The sequence below is a fragment of the Collinsella aerofaciens genome, assembly GCF_027679495.1.
GTDB classification, from domain to species: Bacteria; Actinomycetota; Coriobacteriia; order Coriobacteriales; family Coriobacteriaceae; genus Collinsella; species Collinsella aerofaciens_AK.
In genome coordinates this window covers 48769-63300 of record NZ_JAQEKC010000012.1, presented here as the reverse complement: position 1 = coordinate 63300, position 14532 = coordinate 48769, and the positions used below count along the sequence as shown (strand labels likewise).

General features: G+C 61.1%; 10 protein-coding genes. 2 read left to right on the top strand and 8 right to left on the bottom strand.

What is annotated here, in order from left to right; translation table 11 throughout:
• Nucleotides 1–237: 237 nt before the first annotated feature.
• The 8 genes from PGW49_RS06130 to PGW49_RS06095 form a co-directional block, all read right to left on the bottom strand.
• Complete coding sequence (locus tag PGW49_RS06130; protein ID WP_270225932.1) at nucleotides 238–5019, bottom strand: 2-hydroxyacyl-CoA dehydratase; 4782 nt, start codon at nucleotides 5017–5019, stop codon at nucleotides 238–240.
• An 11-nt stretch (nucleotides 5020–5030) separates the two neighbouring features.
• Nucleotides 5031–5741 carry a TetR/AcrR family transcriptional regulator gene (locus PGW49_RS06125; RefSeq protein WP_195362251.1) on the bottom strand — a complete coding sequence of 237 codons (711 nt, stop codon included), beginning with the start codon at nucleotides 5739–5741 and terminating at the stop codon, nucleotides 5031–5033.
• Nucleotides 5742–6015: 274 nt separating this feature from the next.
• A complete protein-coding gene (locus tag PGW49_RS06120; protein ID WP_022094649.1) occupies nucleotides 6016–6141 on the bottom strand; it encodes a hypothetical protein in 126 nt (41 codons plus the stop codon).
• 471 nt (nucleotides 6142–6612) lie between these two features.
• A complete protein-coding gene (locus PGW49_RS06115) occupies nucleotides 6613–7470 on the bottom strand; it encodes an HAD-IIB family hydrolase (RefSeq protein WP_270225930.1) in 858 nt (285 codons plus the stop codon).
• Nucleotides 7471–7557: 87 nt separating this feature from the next.
• Nucleotides 7558–7896 carry a P-II family nitrogen regulator gene (locus PGW49_RS06110; protein ID WP_215692765.1) on the bottom strand — a complete coding sequence of 113 codons (339 nt, stop codon included), beginning with the start codon at nucleotides 7894–7896 and terminating at the stop codon, nucleotides 7558–7560.
• A gap of 207 nt (nucleotides 7897–8103) precedes the next feature.
• Entirely contained in the window at nucleotides 8104–9246 is a 1143-nt protein-coding gene (locus PGW49_RS06105) for an ammonium transporter (RefSeq protein WP_270225929.1), read from the bottom strand.
• Nucleotides 9247–9444: 198 nt separating this feature from the next.
• On the bottom strand, nucleotides 9445–10464 hold the full coding sequence (locus PGW49_RS06100) for a putative ABC transporter permease (RefSeq protein WP_270225928.1): 1020 nt from the start codon (nucleotides 10462–10464) through the stop codon (nucleotides 9445–9447).
• 3 nt (nucleotides 10465–10467) lie between these two features.
• Nucleotides 10468–11004 carry an HD domain-containing protein gene (locus PGW49_RS06095; protein ID WP_195624959.1) on the bottom strand — a complete coding sequence of 179 codons (537 nt, stop codon included), beginning with the start codon at nucleotides 11002–11004 and terminating at the stop codon, nucleotides 10468–10470.
• Nucleotides 11005–11232: 228 nt separating this feature from the next.
• On the opposite strand from PGW49_RS06095, the gene PGW49_RS06090 reads away from it, so the two are divergent.
• Nucleotides 11233–13014, top strand: a complete 1782-nt coding sequence (locus PGW49_RS06090; RefSeq protein WP_270225927.1) for a 1-deoxy-D-xylulose-5-phosphate synthase — start codon at nucleotides 11233–11235, stop codon at nucleotides 13012–13014.
• 457 nt (nucleotides 13015–13471) lie between these two features.
• Nucleotides 13472–14467 (top strand): glutamate ABC transporter substrate-binding protein, encoded by a 996-nt coding sequence (locus tag PGW49_RS06085; protein ID WP_270225926.1) that lies wholly within the window; start codon nucleotides 13472–13474, stop codon nucleotides 14465–14467.
• Nucleotides 14468–14532: the final 65 nt, after the last annotated feature.

The window sequence follows — 14532 nt, the reverse complement described above, 5'->3', positions numbered from 1 at the left end:
GCGCCGTTGCCGCGCCCCGCAGTGCCCGCTTCCCCCGAGAACAATTATCAGTGCAGGTACAGGGCTTGGACATATTCGGTGTGCTCGGTCTATTCAGATTTTGCCGCATACTTCCGAAATCTGAGTTCGCAAAGGGTGATAGTCGGGGCGTTTACGCAACATATGTCCAAGCAAAAACGGGTGGTAGCCGGTACGGCCACCACCCGTTTGTCTCATATCCAGCCCATAGCAGGCCAGCTACTTCTTAATGCCGCGTCCCAGGCGCTCAGCGACCGACGCCACGGCGCTCTCATCGACCGAACCGCAGCTCACGCAGCCGTCGTGGGCACGCATCTGGCCGGTGACCTCGTCCATCGCGAGCGGCGCCACCTTCTCAAGCTTAAAGCCCTTGCCGGCGCGCATGTTTTCCTTGGCCACGCTGATCATGAGCTTAATACGGTTGAGCTGGTTGACCTCGGACGCACCAGGATCATAGTCCACCGCAACGATGTTGCTCTCGGGATGCTGGCGGCGCAGCTCCTTAATCACGGCCTTGCCCACCACGTGATTGGGCAGGCACGCGAAGGGCTGCGTGCAGATGATGTTGGGCGCACCGTGGTCAATCAGATCGAGCATCTCAGCCGTGAGCAGCCAGCCCTCGCCCATGTTGTTGCACACCGAAAGCACCGTGCGGGCCTTGTCGGCCATGGTGCCGATGCGCTCGGGCGCCTCGAAGCGGCGGGACTTCTCGAGCATCTCCTCCACCGGCGTGCGCATCCAGTCCACGAGCTTGATGAGCGCCTGCATACCAGCGCGCGTGGTAGCGGAGCTTCCCAACTCGTCCTTCTGCAGCTCGGCGTTGCTCATGGAGTACAGGAAAAAGTCGAGCAGACCCGGCACCACGGCCTCGCAGCCCTCGCGCTCGATGACATCGACCACGTGGTTGTTGGCTGTGGGATGGAACTTGACCAGGATCTCGCCGACCACGCCCACGCGCGGCTTGGTACCCTCGCCCACGAGCGGCATGGTGTCGAACGCGCGGATGGCCTCGCGGCACAGCTTGGTGTAGTTGTGGCGGTTAAACTTGGGCGCCAGCTTGCGAGCGCGCGCCATGTACTCCTCGTAGAGCGCGTTGGCGGCACCGGGCGTAGCCTCGTACGGGCGGCAGCGATAGAGCATCTGCATCATCACGTCGCCAAAGAGCACCGCGTAGACTGCCTGCTTAAGCAGCGCCGGCGTAATCTTAAAGCCAGGGTTGTCCTCGCCCAGCGCCACGGCCGAAAGCGAGATCACCGGGATCTCGGGGTGGCCGCTCTCGCGCAGGGCCTTGCGGATGAGTGCGATGTAGTTGGTGGCACGGCAGCCGCCGCCGGTCTGGCTGATAACCACGGCTGTCTTGGACAGGTCGTATCGACCGCTCTCGATGGCCTCCATGATCTGGCCCGTCACCAGGATCGACGGATAGCAGATGTCGTTGTTCACGTAGCGCAGGCCGGCCTCGACGGCATCGTGATCGGTCGAGGGCAGCAGCTCCAAGTTGTAGCCAGCACCACGGAACACCTCTTTGACCAGGTCAAAGTGGATCGGCGCCATCTGCGGGCACAGGATGGTGTAGCCCTCCTCGCGCATCTGCTCGGTAAAGGGCACCTTGGGCCACGCGGTCGAAGCACTCTCGCGCTGCGCCTCGAACGTGTACTTACGGCTCGCGAACGCGGGGGCATCCGTGGAGGGCGCCACCGGCGCGGCATCGCCCTGCTCGTAAGTCTCGCCCGCGGCCGTAGCCTCGGCCAAGCGCTCGGCCTCCTGGTCCTTGAGCGCCGCCATGAGCGAGCGAATACGGATACGCGCGGCGCCCAAGTTGGACACCTCGTCAATCTTGAGCACGGTGTAAATCTTGCCGCTGGCCTCCAGGATCTCCTGCACCTGATCAGTGGTCAGAGCGTCCAGGCCGCAGCCGAAGGAATTGAGCTGGATCAGGTCCAGGTCGTTGCGCATCGTCACAAAACGGGCGACGGCGTACAGGCGGCTGTGATACATCCACTGATCGACGACGCGAATCGGACGCTCGGGCTTCACCAGATGCGCGAGCGAATCCTCGGTAAAGACCGCAAAGCCAAAGCTCGAGATAAGCTCGGGCAGGGCATGGTTGATCTCGGGGTCGTTATGGTAGGGACGACCGGCGAGTACGATGCCGTGGCCGCCGTGGTCCTCGACCCACTTAAGGGCCTCCTCGCCCATGGTCTGGATGTCCTCGTGAAAACGCGCGTCGGCCTCGTAGGCGGCGTTGACGGCGGCATCGACCTCAGAGCGCGTGATCTTGGGACCGCGCACGCGACCGCGACCGGCCTCAGCATCGGCCACACGGTCGACGGCGAGCACCTGGTATAGACGGCGCTTGAGCTCGGTCTTGTCGTGATAGGGCACAAACGGGTACAGGAACTCGATGTTCTGCTCACGGATCTCGTCGATGTTGAGCGCCAGCGCCGTGGGGTAGCTCATGACGATGGGGCAGTTATAGCAGTTGCCGGCGGTCGGATCCTCCTTGCGCTCCCAGCGCACGCACGGCATCCAGATAAAGTCGACGTCACGGTCAATGAGGTTCATCACGTGGCCGTGGCTCATCTTGGCCGGATAGCACACGCTCTCGGACGGCATGGACTCGATGCCCGCCTGGTAGGTCTTTTTGCTCGACTGGTCGGACAGCTGCACGCTAAAGCCCAGGCGCGTAAAGAACGCATGCCAGAAGGGGTAGTTCTCGTACATGTTGAGTGCGCGCGGGATACCCACGGTGCCGCGCGGGGCCTCGTCGGGGCTCAGGACCTCGCGGTCAAAGAGCAGCTCGTTTTTCTTTTTGAAGAGGTTGGGGGCCTCAGTCTTCTGCTTTTTGTGGCCGGCGCCCTTCTCGCAGCGGTTGCCGGTAATGAAGCGCCTACCGCCGCCAAAGTCGTTGACGGTAAGCTGGCAGTTGTTGGAGCAACGGCCGCAGCGGACATGCTTTTGCGTCACGGTGAGGTGCGCGATGTCCTCAGCCGAAAGAATGGTCGAGGTGCCGTCGGCGCCGGCGCGATCGCGGGCGAGCAGGGCCGCACCGTAGGCGCCCATGCAGCCGGCGATGTCGGGACGCACGGCATGAACGCCGGTGAGCTGCTCAAACGCGCGCAGCGTGGCATCGGACATAAAGGTGCCGCCCTGGACGATTACCTGGCTGCCGATCTCCTTGGGATCGCGCAGCTTAATGACCTTGAACAGGGCATTCTTGATGACGGAATAGGACAGGCCGGCCGCGATGTCGCCCACCGTGGCGCCTTCCTTTTGCGCCTGCTTGACGCGCGAGTTCATAAAGACCGTGCAGCGGCTGCCCAGGTCGACGGGGGCCTTGGCATGGATGGCGGCATCGGCGAACGCGCGCACGTCCATGTTCATAGACACGGCGAAGCTCTCGATAAAGCTACCGCAACCCGACGAGCAAGCCTCGTTGAGCATGATGTGCTCGATGACGCCGTCCTTGACGCGCAGGCACTTCATGTCCTGGCCGCCAATGTCCAGAATGAACTCGACGCCGGGCAGGAACGCCTTGGCGCCGCGCAGGTGCGCGACGGTCTCGATCTCGCCGGAATCGGCCTTGAGGGCCTCGATGAGCAGCGCCTCGCCGTAGCCCGTGGTGGTCACGTGGCCGATGGTGCAGCCCGCAGGGATGTGGTTGTAGAAATCGGCCATGATGACCTTGGCCGTGCCTAGGATGTCGCCGTTGTTGTTGCCGTACCAGGTGTGCAGCAGCTGACCGTCCTCGCCCACGAGCGCGGCCTTCATGGTGGTGGAGCCGGCGTCGATGCCGATGAACACGCGGCCGGTGTAGCCGTCGAGCTTGCCCTTGGGAACGACTTCCTGGTCGTGGCGGGTCTTGAACTCGACAAAGTCCTCGTCGGTGGCAAAGAGCGGGTCCAGACGCTCGACCTCGGCACCCTGCGTGTCACCCAGGGCATCGATGGCCTCGATGAGCTGCGGGAACGTGCTGAGCTTGTTGGACTCGTGCGCCATGGCGGCGCCGCTCGCCACAAACAGGTGAGCGTTTTGGGGCACGATACGGTGCTCCTCGTCCAGGTTGAGCGTGAGGTAGAAGCGGTGACGCAGCTCGGAGAGATACTGCAGCGGGCCGCCCAGGAAGGCGACGTTGCCGCGGATGGGACGGCCGCACGCCAGGCCCGAGATGGTCTGGGTCACGACGGCCTGGAAGATGGAGGCGGCCACGTCTTCGGGGCGGGCACCCTCGTTGAGCAGCGGCTGCACGTCGGTCTTGGCAAAAACGCCGCAACGACTGGCGATGGGATAGATGGTGGTGGCGTTGGCCGCGAGTTCGTTAAGGCCGCTGGCGTCGGTGTGCAGCAGAGTGGCCATCTGGTCGATGAAGGCGCCCGTACCGCCGGCGCAGGTGCCGTTCATGCGCTGCTCGATGCCGTTATCGAAGTAGATGATCTTGGCGTCCTCGCCGCCCAGCTCGATGGCGACATCGGTGGCCGGGATGAGGGTCTCGACGGCACGCTTACTGGCGATGACCTCCTGGACAAACTCCAGGTCGAGCCACTGGGACAGCAGAAGGCCGCCCGAGCCGGTGATGGCGCAGGTCATCTGGGCCGTCGGCAGCACGGTCGCAGCGCCCTCGAACAGGTCGCGGGCGCAGGCACGGACGTCGGTGTGGTGGCGCTGGTACTTGGCGTAGACGATCTGGTTGTCGTCGTTGAGCACGGCAAGTTTAACGGTGGTGGAGCCCACGTCGATGCCCAGGTGCAGGTTGCCGCGAGCGTTCTCGGGGTTGAAGATCGCGCCTTCGGGGGCGTGGGCGGCGGCTACGGGCTCAGCGGCAGTGGCGAGCTCGCTAGCGACGGACGTCTCCCCTGCCGCGTTCTTGGCATCGGCAACTGCCTCGGCAACTTTCTCGGCAGCTGCGGTCGCGGCCTTCTGCGCGGCGTCCACCACGGCGGGCGCGGCCTCGCGTGCGGCAGCGACCATGCGGTCCTTGATGCCCTCGACGAGTTTGCTCATTGTCTCTCCTCTTAGTTGTTGGACTCGACGGTTGCGGTGGTGTCGACCGCGTCCTCGAGCTGCAGATTCAATAGCTTCATGCCGTATTCCGGCACGTTGATATCGATGGGTTGGCCATACAGGTCGCCGGGGCGCACAAAGGCGATAACCGTCATAATGCGCGCCATGGTCTCGGGCGATTCGGTGAGCCCACGCTCAAACCAGCGCTGAATCAGGCCGACCTCGGCACTCACGACATAGGTAACGTAGTAGTCAAAGAAGGTGCCCAGTGCCAGGCCCAAGATGCCCGTCTGTGCACGCGGCACCACGGCCTCGCGTGCGGTATCGATGATCTTTTTAATAAAGGCGGGGTCGCCGCCCGGACCCAGTAGGGCCCCGATAAGGTCGCGATTAGCCGCAAGATAGCGAAGCAGCTCAACCGAACCGGGTGCCGGCTCGAGCTCGTCGATGTTGCGGTAAAGATCGGGTAATTGAGCTGCGGTGATAAGCTCCACCCGCTCGCGAATCTCGGCAAGCAGGCCGTCCTCGATCTGACTGATAAAGTCGGGGATATCGCGGTAGTGCGAATAGAACGTTCGACGCGTAAGACCGGCGCGCTCGGTGAGCGACGCGACGTTAATGCGCGAAAGGTCGCCGCTTTCGGCAAGCTCGCTGGCAAGCGCCTGGCGAAGGGCGCGCTGCGAGCGAAGGGACCGGCGATCACATTTCTCGAGCTGGGACAAGCGTCCTCCTTGTTACTCAGACTGTACGCTATTGCACAGTGCGAGTATTATTGCACACCGTGTGTATCAACACGTAAAGGCAATATTTGGAATGTGACAAAGGGCAGTCCCTTTGTCACATTCAGCGACCGCCTAGGTTGTGCCAGTTGTGCCTGGCTTTTGAAGCGGCATTGCCGATTGTTCAAAATGTCATTCGTGGGTAGAATAGTGTCGACGGCAGCCCAAGTTCTGGAAAGCTGGGCAGCGCCGTTGTTTGCATTAGGGGGTCAACGCCTTAGCGGCGGCGACCCCTTCTGTTGCGCTTCGAACGCTGCTTGAGTGCCTCGGAAAGGCCGACAAGTGCCGTGAAGAACGAGACCAAAGCGGTCAGAAGTCTCACGAAATCAATCAAATCGGTCATGGGCATCACCTCCCATCAGATGGAGGGCGCTGCCCGGCACATGGAACTGCCGCCAACAGTATCAATTCTATCAAAGCGCAGTTAGATATGCGAATGTTTGTTCGCATATCAGAAGATCGGAACTCGGGCATGGCGAAGGAGCAGTTCCTTTGCCATACCCGAGCTTGTCGCCGAACTGCTACCTACATTTTTCGAGTTATTCGGCCACGCTGCTGGTTCTGCATAAATGCACCACCGGGATTATCTGAGAGTTTTTGTCCTTATTTGAGCGCATACATGCCCATTTGCGCACTTACGTCACCGAATCAAACACCGTTAGAGGTATGAATGTTCCTGCGAGGGCATCTTTAGCCATTTAACGACCTCCGACAGGCCGAATAACTCGAAATTTGTTGGTGGCGAAAGCGTAACAGTCCTATACGCCAAAAGCCGGCATCTCCCATGTGACAAAGGGACTATCCCTTTGCCACATTATTCGATGACGGTGCGGGAGTTTTGCTTGCGCATGGTGGCGAGCATGTGTTTGGGGACGGCGTGGACCATGCAGCTACCGATGGTCGCGCTCGCGGCGGTCTTAGCTGCATCGCTTGCGTTTTTGGTCGCGTAGCTGTGGCGGAAACGTTTGAGCATGGCAATGTCGTTGCCGCCGTCTCCGTAAACCGCAACCTCGTCCTCGGCAATGCCGTAGTAGCCCGCCAGCCAGGCCACGCTCTCGCCCTTGTTGCATGCCACATCCGTGATCTCAAACATCACCGGATCGAACGGCGCGTTGACCACGCGGTCCGAGCGCTCGGCCAGATACGCCTTAAGGTCACGCTCCAGCTCGGGCGAGGTCACGCGGCAGTTGATCTTGCACACATCGTGGCGCAGGATGTCGCCGATCGACTGATCGAAATACTGTTCCTCGTGATAGCCGCCACGCGCGCGCATGCCGCGCATCACGATACGCTTGATGGGTCTGTCCTTTTTAAAGCCCGCCTGGTGCATCTCGAACGATCCGCTCGAAAACATGCCATCGGGCGTGGAGCAATCAAAGCAAATGTCCGGAAACTCCTTGAGCAGCTCCTCGGTGATCTGCGGGTCGATGGTCCAGGTCTTGAGCACCTCGCCATGACTGTCGCGCACAATGGAGCCGTTAGAGCAGCAGGCGTCAAGCGCCAGGCCCGTAAAGCCATGCTCGCCGATCGGCAGCGTCGAGCGTCCGGTCGCGGGAACCACATGCAGGCCAGCCTCGGTCAGCTCGCGAATGACACGGCGAATGGTCCCGTCTGCCTCGTGCAGGGCATTCAACAGCGTTCCGTCTAAGTCACTCGCAAACATCTTGATCATGGGCATGCCTCTCCTTCGTCTGCACGATATTGTAGACGAGAGCGGGCGCGTCCCAAGAGAGACGCGCCCGCTAGGCGAAAGATTGTCCTACACCGCGGCGGGGCCGTGTTCGCCGGTGCGGATGCGGATAACTTCCTCGACCGGCTCGACCCAGATCTTGCCGTCTCCAACGGCACCGGTGCGAGCAGCATTGCAGATAATCTCGACAATTCCGTCGACATGCTCATCGGCGCAAATGAGCGTGAACTGCACCTTAGGGATCGTGTTGACAAGCAACTCGTTGCCGCGCGCGTATTCCTTCCAGCCATGCTGTGCACCGCAGCCCTGCACCTGGTTGATAGTCATGCCGCGAACATCGGCAGCAAACAGCGCATCTTTAAGAACCTCAAGCTTTTCCTGGCGCACGATAGCCGTGATCTTTTTCATAATGAATTCCTCTCAATAATTAACGTATCCCTTTACATGAGACGCGGGTTTCCCAGGTGCCGCAAACCAACCTCAGAAATCAAAAAGTTCAACTGACTGGTCTTAGCAGGTTTCCCAAGTGCCGCAGATTGCCGTGAAAGAGGAGCGAAGCGTACTTAAGTACGTGAGCGACGATTGAACGGCAAGGTGCGGTGCTTGGGGAAGCTGCTAATCGAGTCCGGAGAACGAGGGATAAGCGCTCTCGCCATGCTGACTCGCGTCCAGGCCCAGCGCCTCGTCGGCCTCGTCCACGTGCAGGCTGCCGTGGAACAGCGCCTTGACCACCGCGGCGGTCACCAAGTCGAGCACCAGTACAATAGCGACCGTCACCACAATGCCCAAAATCTGCGAGACGAGCAGCGACACGTCGCCCGTGTAGAACAGGCCACCCTTACCGGTCCACGAGAGCTCCGGCACACAGAACAGGCCCGTGAGCACGCCGCCCAAGATGCCGCCGATGCCGTGGCAACCGAACGCGTCGAGCGCATCGTCGTAGCCAAACTTGGTCTTAAGATGGCTGATGGCCAGGTAGCAGACAGGCGAGACGATCAGGCCCATGACCAGCGCCGCCCACGGCTCGACAAAGCCCGCACCCGGCGTGACCACCACAAGGCCCGCAACCAGACCGGTGCTGACGCCCACCAGCGTGGGGCGACCGGTATGCACGCGCTCGACGGCAAGCCACGAGACCATGCCCGCCGCGCTGGCCGTCACGGTGTTGAGGATGGCAAGCGCCGCCACGGCGTCGGCCTTAAACTCGCTGCCGCCGTTAAAGCCAAACCAGCCAAACCAAAGCAGGCCGGCGCCCAGCGCCACAAACGGCACGTTATGCGGACGGTAGCTCACCATGCCAAAACCACGACGACGGCCGAGCATTAAGCAGAGAATCAGGCCCGTCAGACCGGACGAAATGTGTACCACGTCGCCGCCGGCAAAGTCGAGTGCGCCGATGATGTCGCCGATAAAGGAGCCATCGCCGCCCCAAACCATGTGGGCGAGCGGCGCATAGACCACAAGCAGCCAAATGCCCAGGAAGGCCGTCATGGCACCAAACTTAACGCGGCCGGCCAGGCTGCCCGTGACGATAGCAGCCGTGATCATGGCAAATGCCATCTGGAAGGCAATGTTGATGATCTGAGGGTAGGCGGCACCGTCCGCGGCATTGCCCTCGGCCGCCTGCAGCACCTGGTTGAGTACCGGCAGGCACAGCAGCTGGTCAAGGCCTCCATAGAAAAACGCCAGACCCGGTGTCATTAAAAACACGAGCATGGTGCAGACGAGCATAAACGTTGTCGATCCCGTATCGTACATTCGCTCTCCCTTGGTCGCATGAACGTTGTCGGCGCCCATAATGCGGCCGAGGGGCAACTGGTGTAGACCAGATACGGCGTTGTTAAACGCGGCGTTGTCGAATGGAAACGGTGCCGCAATCTTGGAAACGGCGCGGCAACGGACGCGAAACGGACGGGAAATACGCGAGCAAGGAAGCCGTGAGCGCGCCCGTCCCGGCTAGCGGCGGAACAGCTCGTGGGCGCGGTCGCGGAGATTAGTTGCTCGAATGACACCTTCGTAGCGATTGATGCGCAGGCGCGGGAAGGCGTTAAAGAAGCGTAGGTCGCGGCGGCTGAGTGACACGCTCGGCACCGGACGGCTTATGCCCTTGCCGGCAAGGCGACGACTGAGCGACGGACGCGGCATGCTCGGTGCGGCATCGGCCACGCGGCGGGCGGCAAGCGCCAGGCCGCGAGCACCATCCGAGATAAACGTCGGCATCGAAGCCTTCTCGCGCAGGGCATCGAGCGCCGCGTCGCCCAGCTCGACCAGCCACGAGTTAACGGCACGGCCGCGGATGTGCGTCTGCGCCACCGAGTCGATCGCCGAATCGGGAATACGTTCGAGCATGGAGTCGGACGCATCGGCAAGCGACTCATTGATGCGGTCGGCAAGGTCGGCCCGGACGCGCTCCAGCTGATCGGACAGACGCCGCCAGCTCGCCAACGAGCACAACGCGTCGACCATCATCGCGACCGCGACGATAAAGGCGGACAGCCGCACAATCAGCACCGGCAGATGGCCAAGCAGCCCCAGCAATGCCGGCTCCACTAAACGGCAAATACACAACGCACCCAAGCCAAACGCGCAGGCCCAGTACAGGCAAATGCGTCCGTGCAAGTTAAACGGCAGGTGCGAGTAATCCCAAAAGCGAGCGCCCGTTGTTTTTTCCAACAGTACGCCTACGCTGTACTCAATCACGCTGCATACGAGCGCTGCAGCGACAAACTGGCTTGAGGCATCCGGAATCCCGCGCAACAGCAGCCAGCAGGCAATGCCGCCCACACCATAGATAGGACAACACGGCCCCAGCAAAAAGCCGCTGTTGGCAAATCGTCCGTGATTGAGCATGGCGCAGACCGTCGACTCCCACGCCCAGCCGCAAAACCCGTAAAAGGCAAACGAGAGCACCAGTGCCGAAAGCGGGCAGACGGCAAGCGTCGCGCCGCCAAACGCCATATCAATCGCGGTCCCCACCGTCTACCCTCTCCTCTTTTCGCTCGATTCGCCACTCACGTCATCGTCCGCCTCGTCCTTGCGCCGCAGACGACCGGCGACCGTCTCGCGCAGAGCGCACCATTTATCTGCCAGGCATACAATCCAAGCCTCACGACACGTCGGCGGCACTGGCACCAGCGGAAACATATGCCGCACGATAATATTCCGTTCGCGCGGCGTCAGCTCAAAATCTTCCTCCGCACGTGCCAGGGCAAAAAACGGGTGGCGAAAGCCATGCAGCCGATGGCTTGGGTCGGGATCGTGCCAGTCATAGAGAAAGTAATCGTGCAGCAGGGCCCCGCGCAACAACGAAGCACGGTCGACCGAAATGCCGGCACGGCCCAAGCGCTCGGCAAAGGACAGGCTCGCCCGCGCTACCGAAGTCACATGTGCATAGACCGTCACGTCGCCATGCTGGATAAACTCGTGCGTCAGGTCCAAGCGGCCCGCCTGGGCCAGCTGGCGGGCGGCATAGTCGACCTCGTGCGCGATTTTTTCGGCACGAACGGCATCGGACATGCTGCCTCCTTCCAGCGACTCACGGCGACAAGCCACGGCCTGTGCACAATCGATAAAAACATCATGGAACATATCAGTATGGCATCGGACAAAACGTTTTGCCCCACCAGTTGGCGAATTACCGCGCCGCCGTCACATATCAAACGCCAAAATGTGCGAGACTGTCTTGTGCAATTGTGTCGGCCGAGGGAGCGCCGGCGCTCGATTCGCATGGAGTAACCCACAACGATGCTGCTTACGCAAACGACAACGCCCGAGGACGTCAAGGCTCTTAATCGTGCCGAGCTCCCGCAGCTCTGCGACGAGATTCGCCACGCCATCCTCGAAAGCTCCGCCGCCGTCGGCGGGCACGTTGCCCCCAACCTGGGCGTCGTTGAGCTTACGGTCGCGCTCCATCGCGTGTTTAACTCCCCTATCGACAAGATTCTCTTTGACGTTTCGCACCAGACCTACGCCCACAAGGCGCTGACTGGGCGCGCGTACACTTATATCGATCCGAAGCGCTTTGGCGAGGCCTCTGGCTTTGCCAATCCCGACGAGTCCGAGCACGACCTGTTCGCCATGGGCCATACCTCCACGTCGGTGAGCCTGGGCTGCGGCCTGGCGCACGCTCGTGACCTGGCGGGCGATACGCACAACGTCATCACCGTTATTGGCGACGGCTCGCTTTCGGGCGGCTTGGCGTTTGAGGGCTTTAACAATGCCGCCGAACTCGATAGCAACCTGATCATCATCGTCAACGATAACGACCAGTCCATTGCCGAGAACCATGGCGGCCTGTATCGCAATCTGGCCGAGCTGCGAGCCAGCAACGGTACCTGTGAGCGCAACGTTTTCCGCGCGATGGGGCTCGACTACCGCTATCTGGACGCCGGTAACGACGTGTTGGCCCTCGTCGACGCGTTGCAGGAACTGCGCAATATCGATCATCCCATCGTGCTGCACGTCTCCACCGCCAAGGGCAAGGGCTTTGAGCCAGCCCAGAACGACCCCGAACGCTGGCATCACGTGGGTCCGTTTGACATGGCAACTGGACGCAAGCTCTGCCCGGGCCATCCGAGCGAGCCTGCGCCGCGCACCTATGCCGACATTACGGGCGAGGCGCTCAGCGCCGCCATCGAGCGCGATTCGCAGGTCGTGGGCATCACGGCCGCCACGCCCTACATCATGGGCTTTACACCCGAGCTTCGCGCTGCCGCCGGCAAACAGTTCGTCGATGTGGGCATTGCCGAGGAGCACGCCGTGACCTTTGCCACCGCGCTTGCGCGCTCGGGCGCCAAGCCAGTCTTTGGTGTGTACGGCACGTTTTTGCAGCGCGCTTACGACGAGCTGTGGCACGACCTGTGCCTCAACGACGCCCCGGCAACCATTTTGGTGTTTGGTGCGTCAATCTTTGGCACCACGTCCGAGACGCACCTTTCGTTCTTTGATATTTCCATGTTGGGCGGTCTTCCCAACATGCACTACTTGGCGCCGGCCTGCATGGAGGAATATCTGTCCATGCTGAGCTGGTCGCTCGACCACCGCGAGCATCCCGCGGCGATCCGCGTACCGGGCATTGGCTTGGTAAGCCGTCCCGACCTTGCGCCTGCCGAAGACACCGACTACAGTGCCGTTCGCTACAACGTGGTGCGTCAGGGCCGCGACGTTGCCGTGCTCGCGCTTGGCGATTTCTTTGAGCTGGGCGAGCGCGTGGCAAACCGCTTGGCTGCCGAGTACGGTATCGAGGCCACGCTCGTCAACCCGCGCTTTGCAACCGAGCTTGACCGTGAGTTCCTCGACAGTCTTGCCGCCGAGCATCGCGTTGTCGTCACCCTCGAGGACGGCATCTTGGACGGTGGCTGGGGCGAGCGCGTCGCGTGCTATCTGGCCTGCACGCCTGTGCGCACGCGCACCTTCGGCATCGCCAAGGGCTTCCCCGACCGCTACGACCCCAACGAGCTGCTCGCTCAGAACGGCATGACGGTCGAGAACATGGCCGCCGAAGCCGTAAGACTACTCAACGAGTAAGAAAACCTCCGCAAGGAAAGCACCCCTGCGGAGGTTTTTATTTTCGCGACGCGATTATCTCAATCTGTAACATCTAGGGTCCGAATTTCCGTCTAACTGTTACAGATCTGGATAAGACGTCCTAGTTCCAGACCTTTGTCTCAATCTATAACAGATAGAGACCTTTTGGCCGTCCAGATGTTACAGATTGAGACATTCGAATTCCCCTGAAGAGAAAATCTCGATCTGTAACAGTCGCTCGGCAAAAACGGCTGCAGATGTTACAGATCGAGACAAAGCAACAAGGCATGCCGCCGCATCGGCCAAAACCACCACGAAGGTGCCTGTCCCTTTTTAGTAGGTAGAATAACCCATAAGGTAAGTATGTTTCTGAGTTATTTCGTGTTGACCCATTTGAGCGCGATAGGGTATAACTCTACTCAACCGCTAGGGATTTTATTGAGAAAGGTGTTCTACCATGAGCAAGAACCTCTCCCAGCAGGTCGTTCTCGACCGCCGCGGCTTCGTTGCCGCCACCTTCGCAACCGTCGCCGGCCTTGGTCTTGCCGGCTGCTCCGACACCAGCGCCGAGGCCGACAAGGGTTCCGCCGCCGGCTCTTCCAAGAGCTCCGAGGATACCGAGGCTTCCACCACGCTCGACGCCAAGGCATTCGACAAGCTCGTCGACAACGGCCCCAAAGCCGACGACGATGCCATCGCCGCCAGCACCTGGGCCACAGCCGTCAAGGACGCCGGCGTCTTTAAGATTGGCGGCGTTCAGACCTCTACGCTTTTCTCCCTCCTCAACGAGAAAGACGGTCAGACCCGCGGCTTCGATGCCGGTATCGCACAGCTCCTGTCCAACTACATTCTGGGCGAGAACAAGGTCGAGATCACCCAGGTGACCTCGGACACGCGCGAGTCTGTCCTGCAGAACGGCCAGGTCGACGCCGTCTTTGCCACCTACACCATCACTGACGAGCGCAAGAAGCTCGTCTCCTTCGCCGGTCCCTACTACTACACGCAGCAGGCCATCCTGGTGCTCGCCGATAACGACGACATCAAGAGCGTCGACGACTTGGCCGACAAGAACGTCGCCGTCCAGTCCGGCTCCAACGGCCCCGCCATCCTGGAGGAGTTCGCTCCCAAGGCCAGCCAGCAGGAGTTTAAGACCGACGAGGAGGCCCGCCAGGCACTCCAGCAGGGCCGCGTTGACGCCTACGTCATCGACAACAACATGCAGCAGAGCGCCCTGGTCCGCGAGCCCGGTAAGTACAAGATCGCCGGCAAGTCCTTCGGCAACAAGGAGCCCTATGGCATTGGTCTGCCGCTCGATTCCGACGGCGTCGCCTTCGTTAACGACTTCCTTAAGAAAATCGAGGACGACGGCACCTGGACCGAGCTGTGGCAGATCTGCATCGGCGACCGTACGGGCGACACCAATGTTCCCGAGCTGCCCGAAATCGGCGCCTAGGCAGCGTGCCTGGTAACGGCCGCAACGAAACCATACGGAAACGCATGATGCGCTTTATTGCGGTA

What these genes read in the sequence shown, in the direction of transcription:
- PGW49_RS06130 (WP_270225932.1), bottom strand. Translation starts at nt 5,019, where the DNA reads ATGAGCAAACTCGTCGAGGGCATCAAGGACCGCATGGTCGCTGCCGCA.
- PGW49_RS06120 (WP_022094649.1), bottom strand. Translation starts at nt 6,141, where the DNA reads ATGACCGATTTGATTGATTTCGTGAGACTTCTGACCGCTTTGGTCTCG.
- PGW49_RS06115 (WP_270225930.1), bottom strand. Translation starts at nt 7,470, where the DNA reads ATGATCAAGATGTTTGCGAGTGACTTAGACGGAACGCTGTTGAATGCC.
- PGW49_RS06110 (WP_215692765.1), bottom strand. Translation starts at nt 7,896, where the DNA reads ATGAAAAAGATCACGGCTATCGTGCGCCAGGAAAAGCTTGAGGTTCTT.
- PGW49_RS06105 (WP_270225929.1), bottom strand. Translation starts at nt 9,246, where the DNA reads ATGTACGATACGGGATCGACAACGTTTATGCTCGTCTGCACCATGCTC.
- PGW49_RS06095 (WP_195624959.1), bottom strand. Translation starts at nt 11,004, where the DNA reads ATGTCCGATGCCGTTCGTGCCGAAAAAATCGCGCACGAGGTCGACTAT.
- PGW49_RS06090 (WP_270225927.1), top strand. Translation starts at nt 11,233, where the DNA reads ATGCTGCTTACGCAAACGACAACGCCCGAGGACGTCAAGGCTCTTAAT.
- PGW49_RS06085 (WP_270225926.1), top strand. Translation starts at nt 13,472, where the DNA reads ATGAGCAAGAACCTCTCCCAGCAGGTCGTTCTCGACCGCCGCGGCTTC.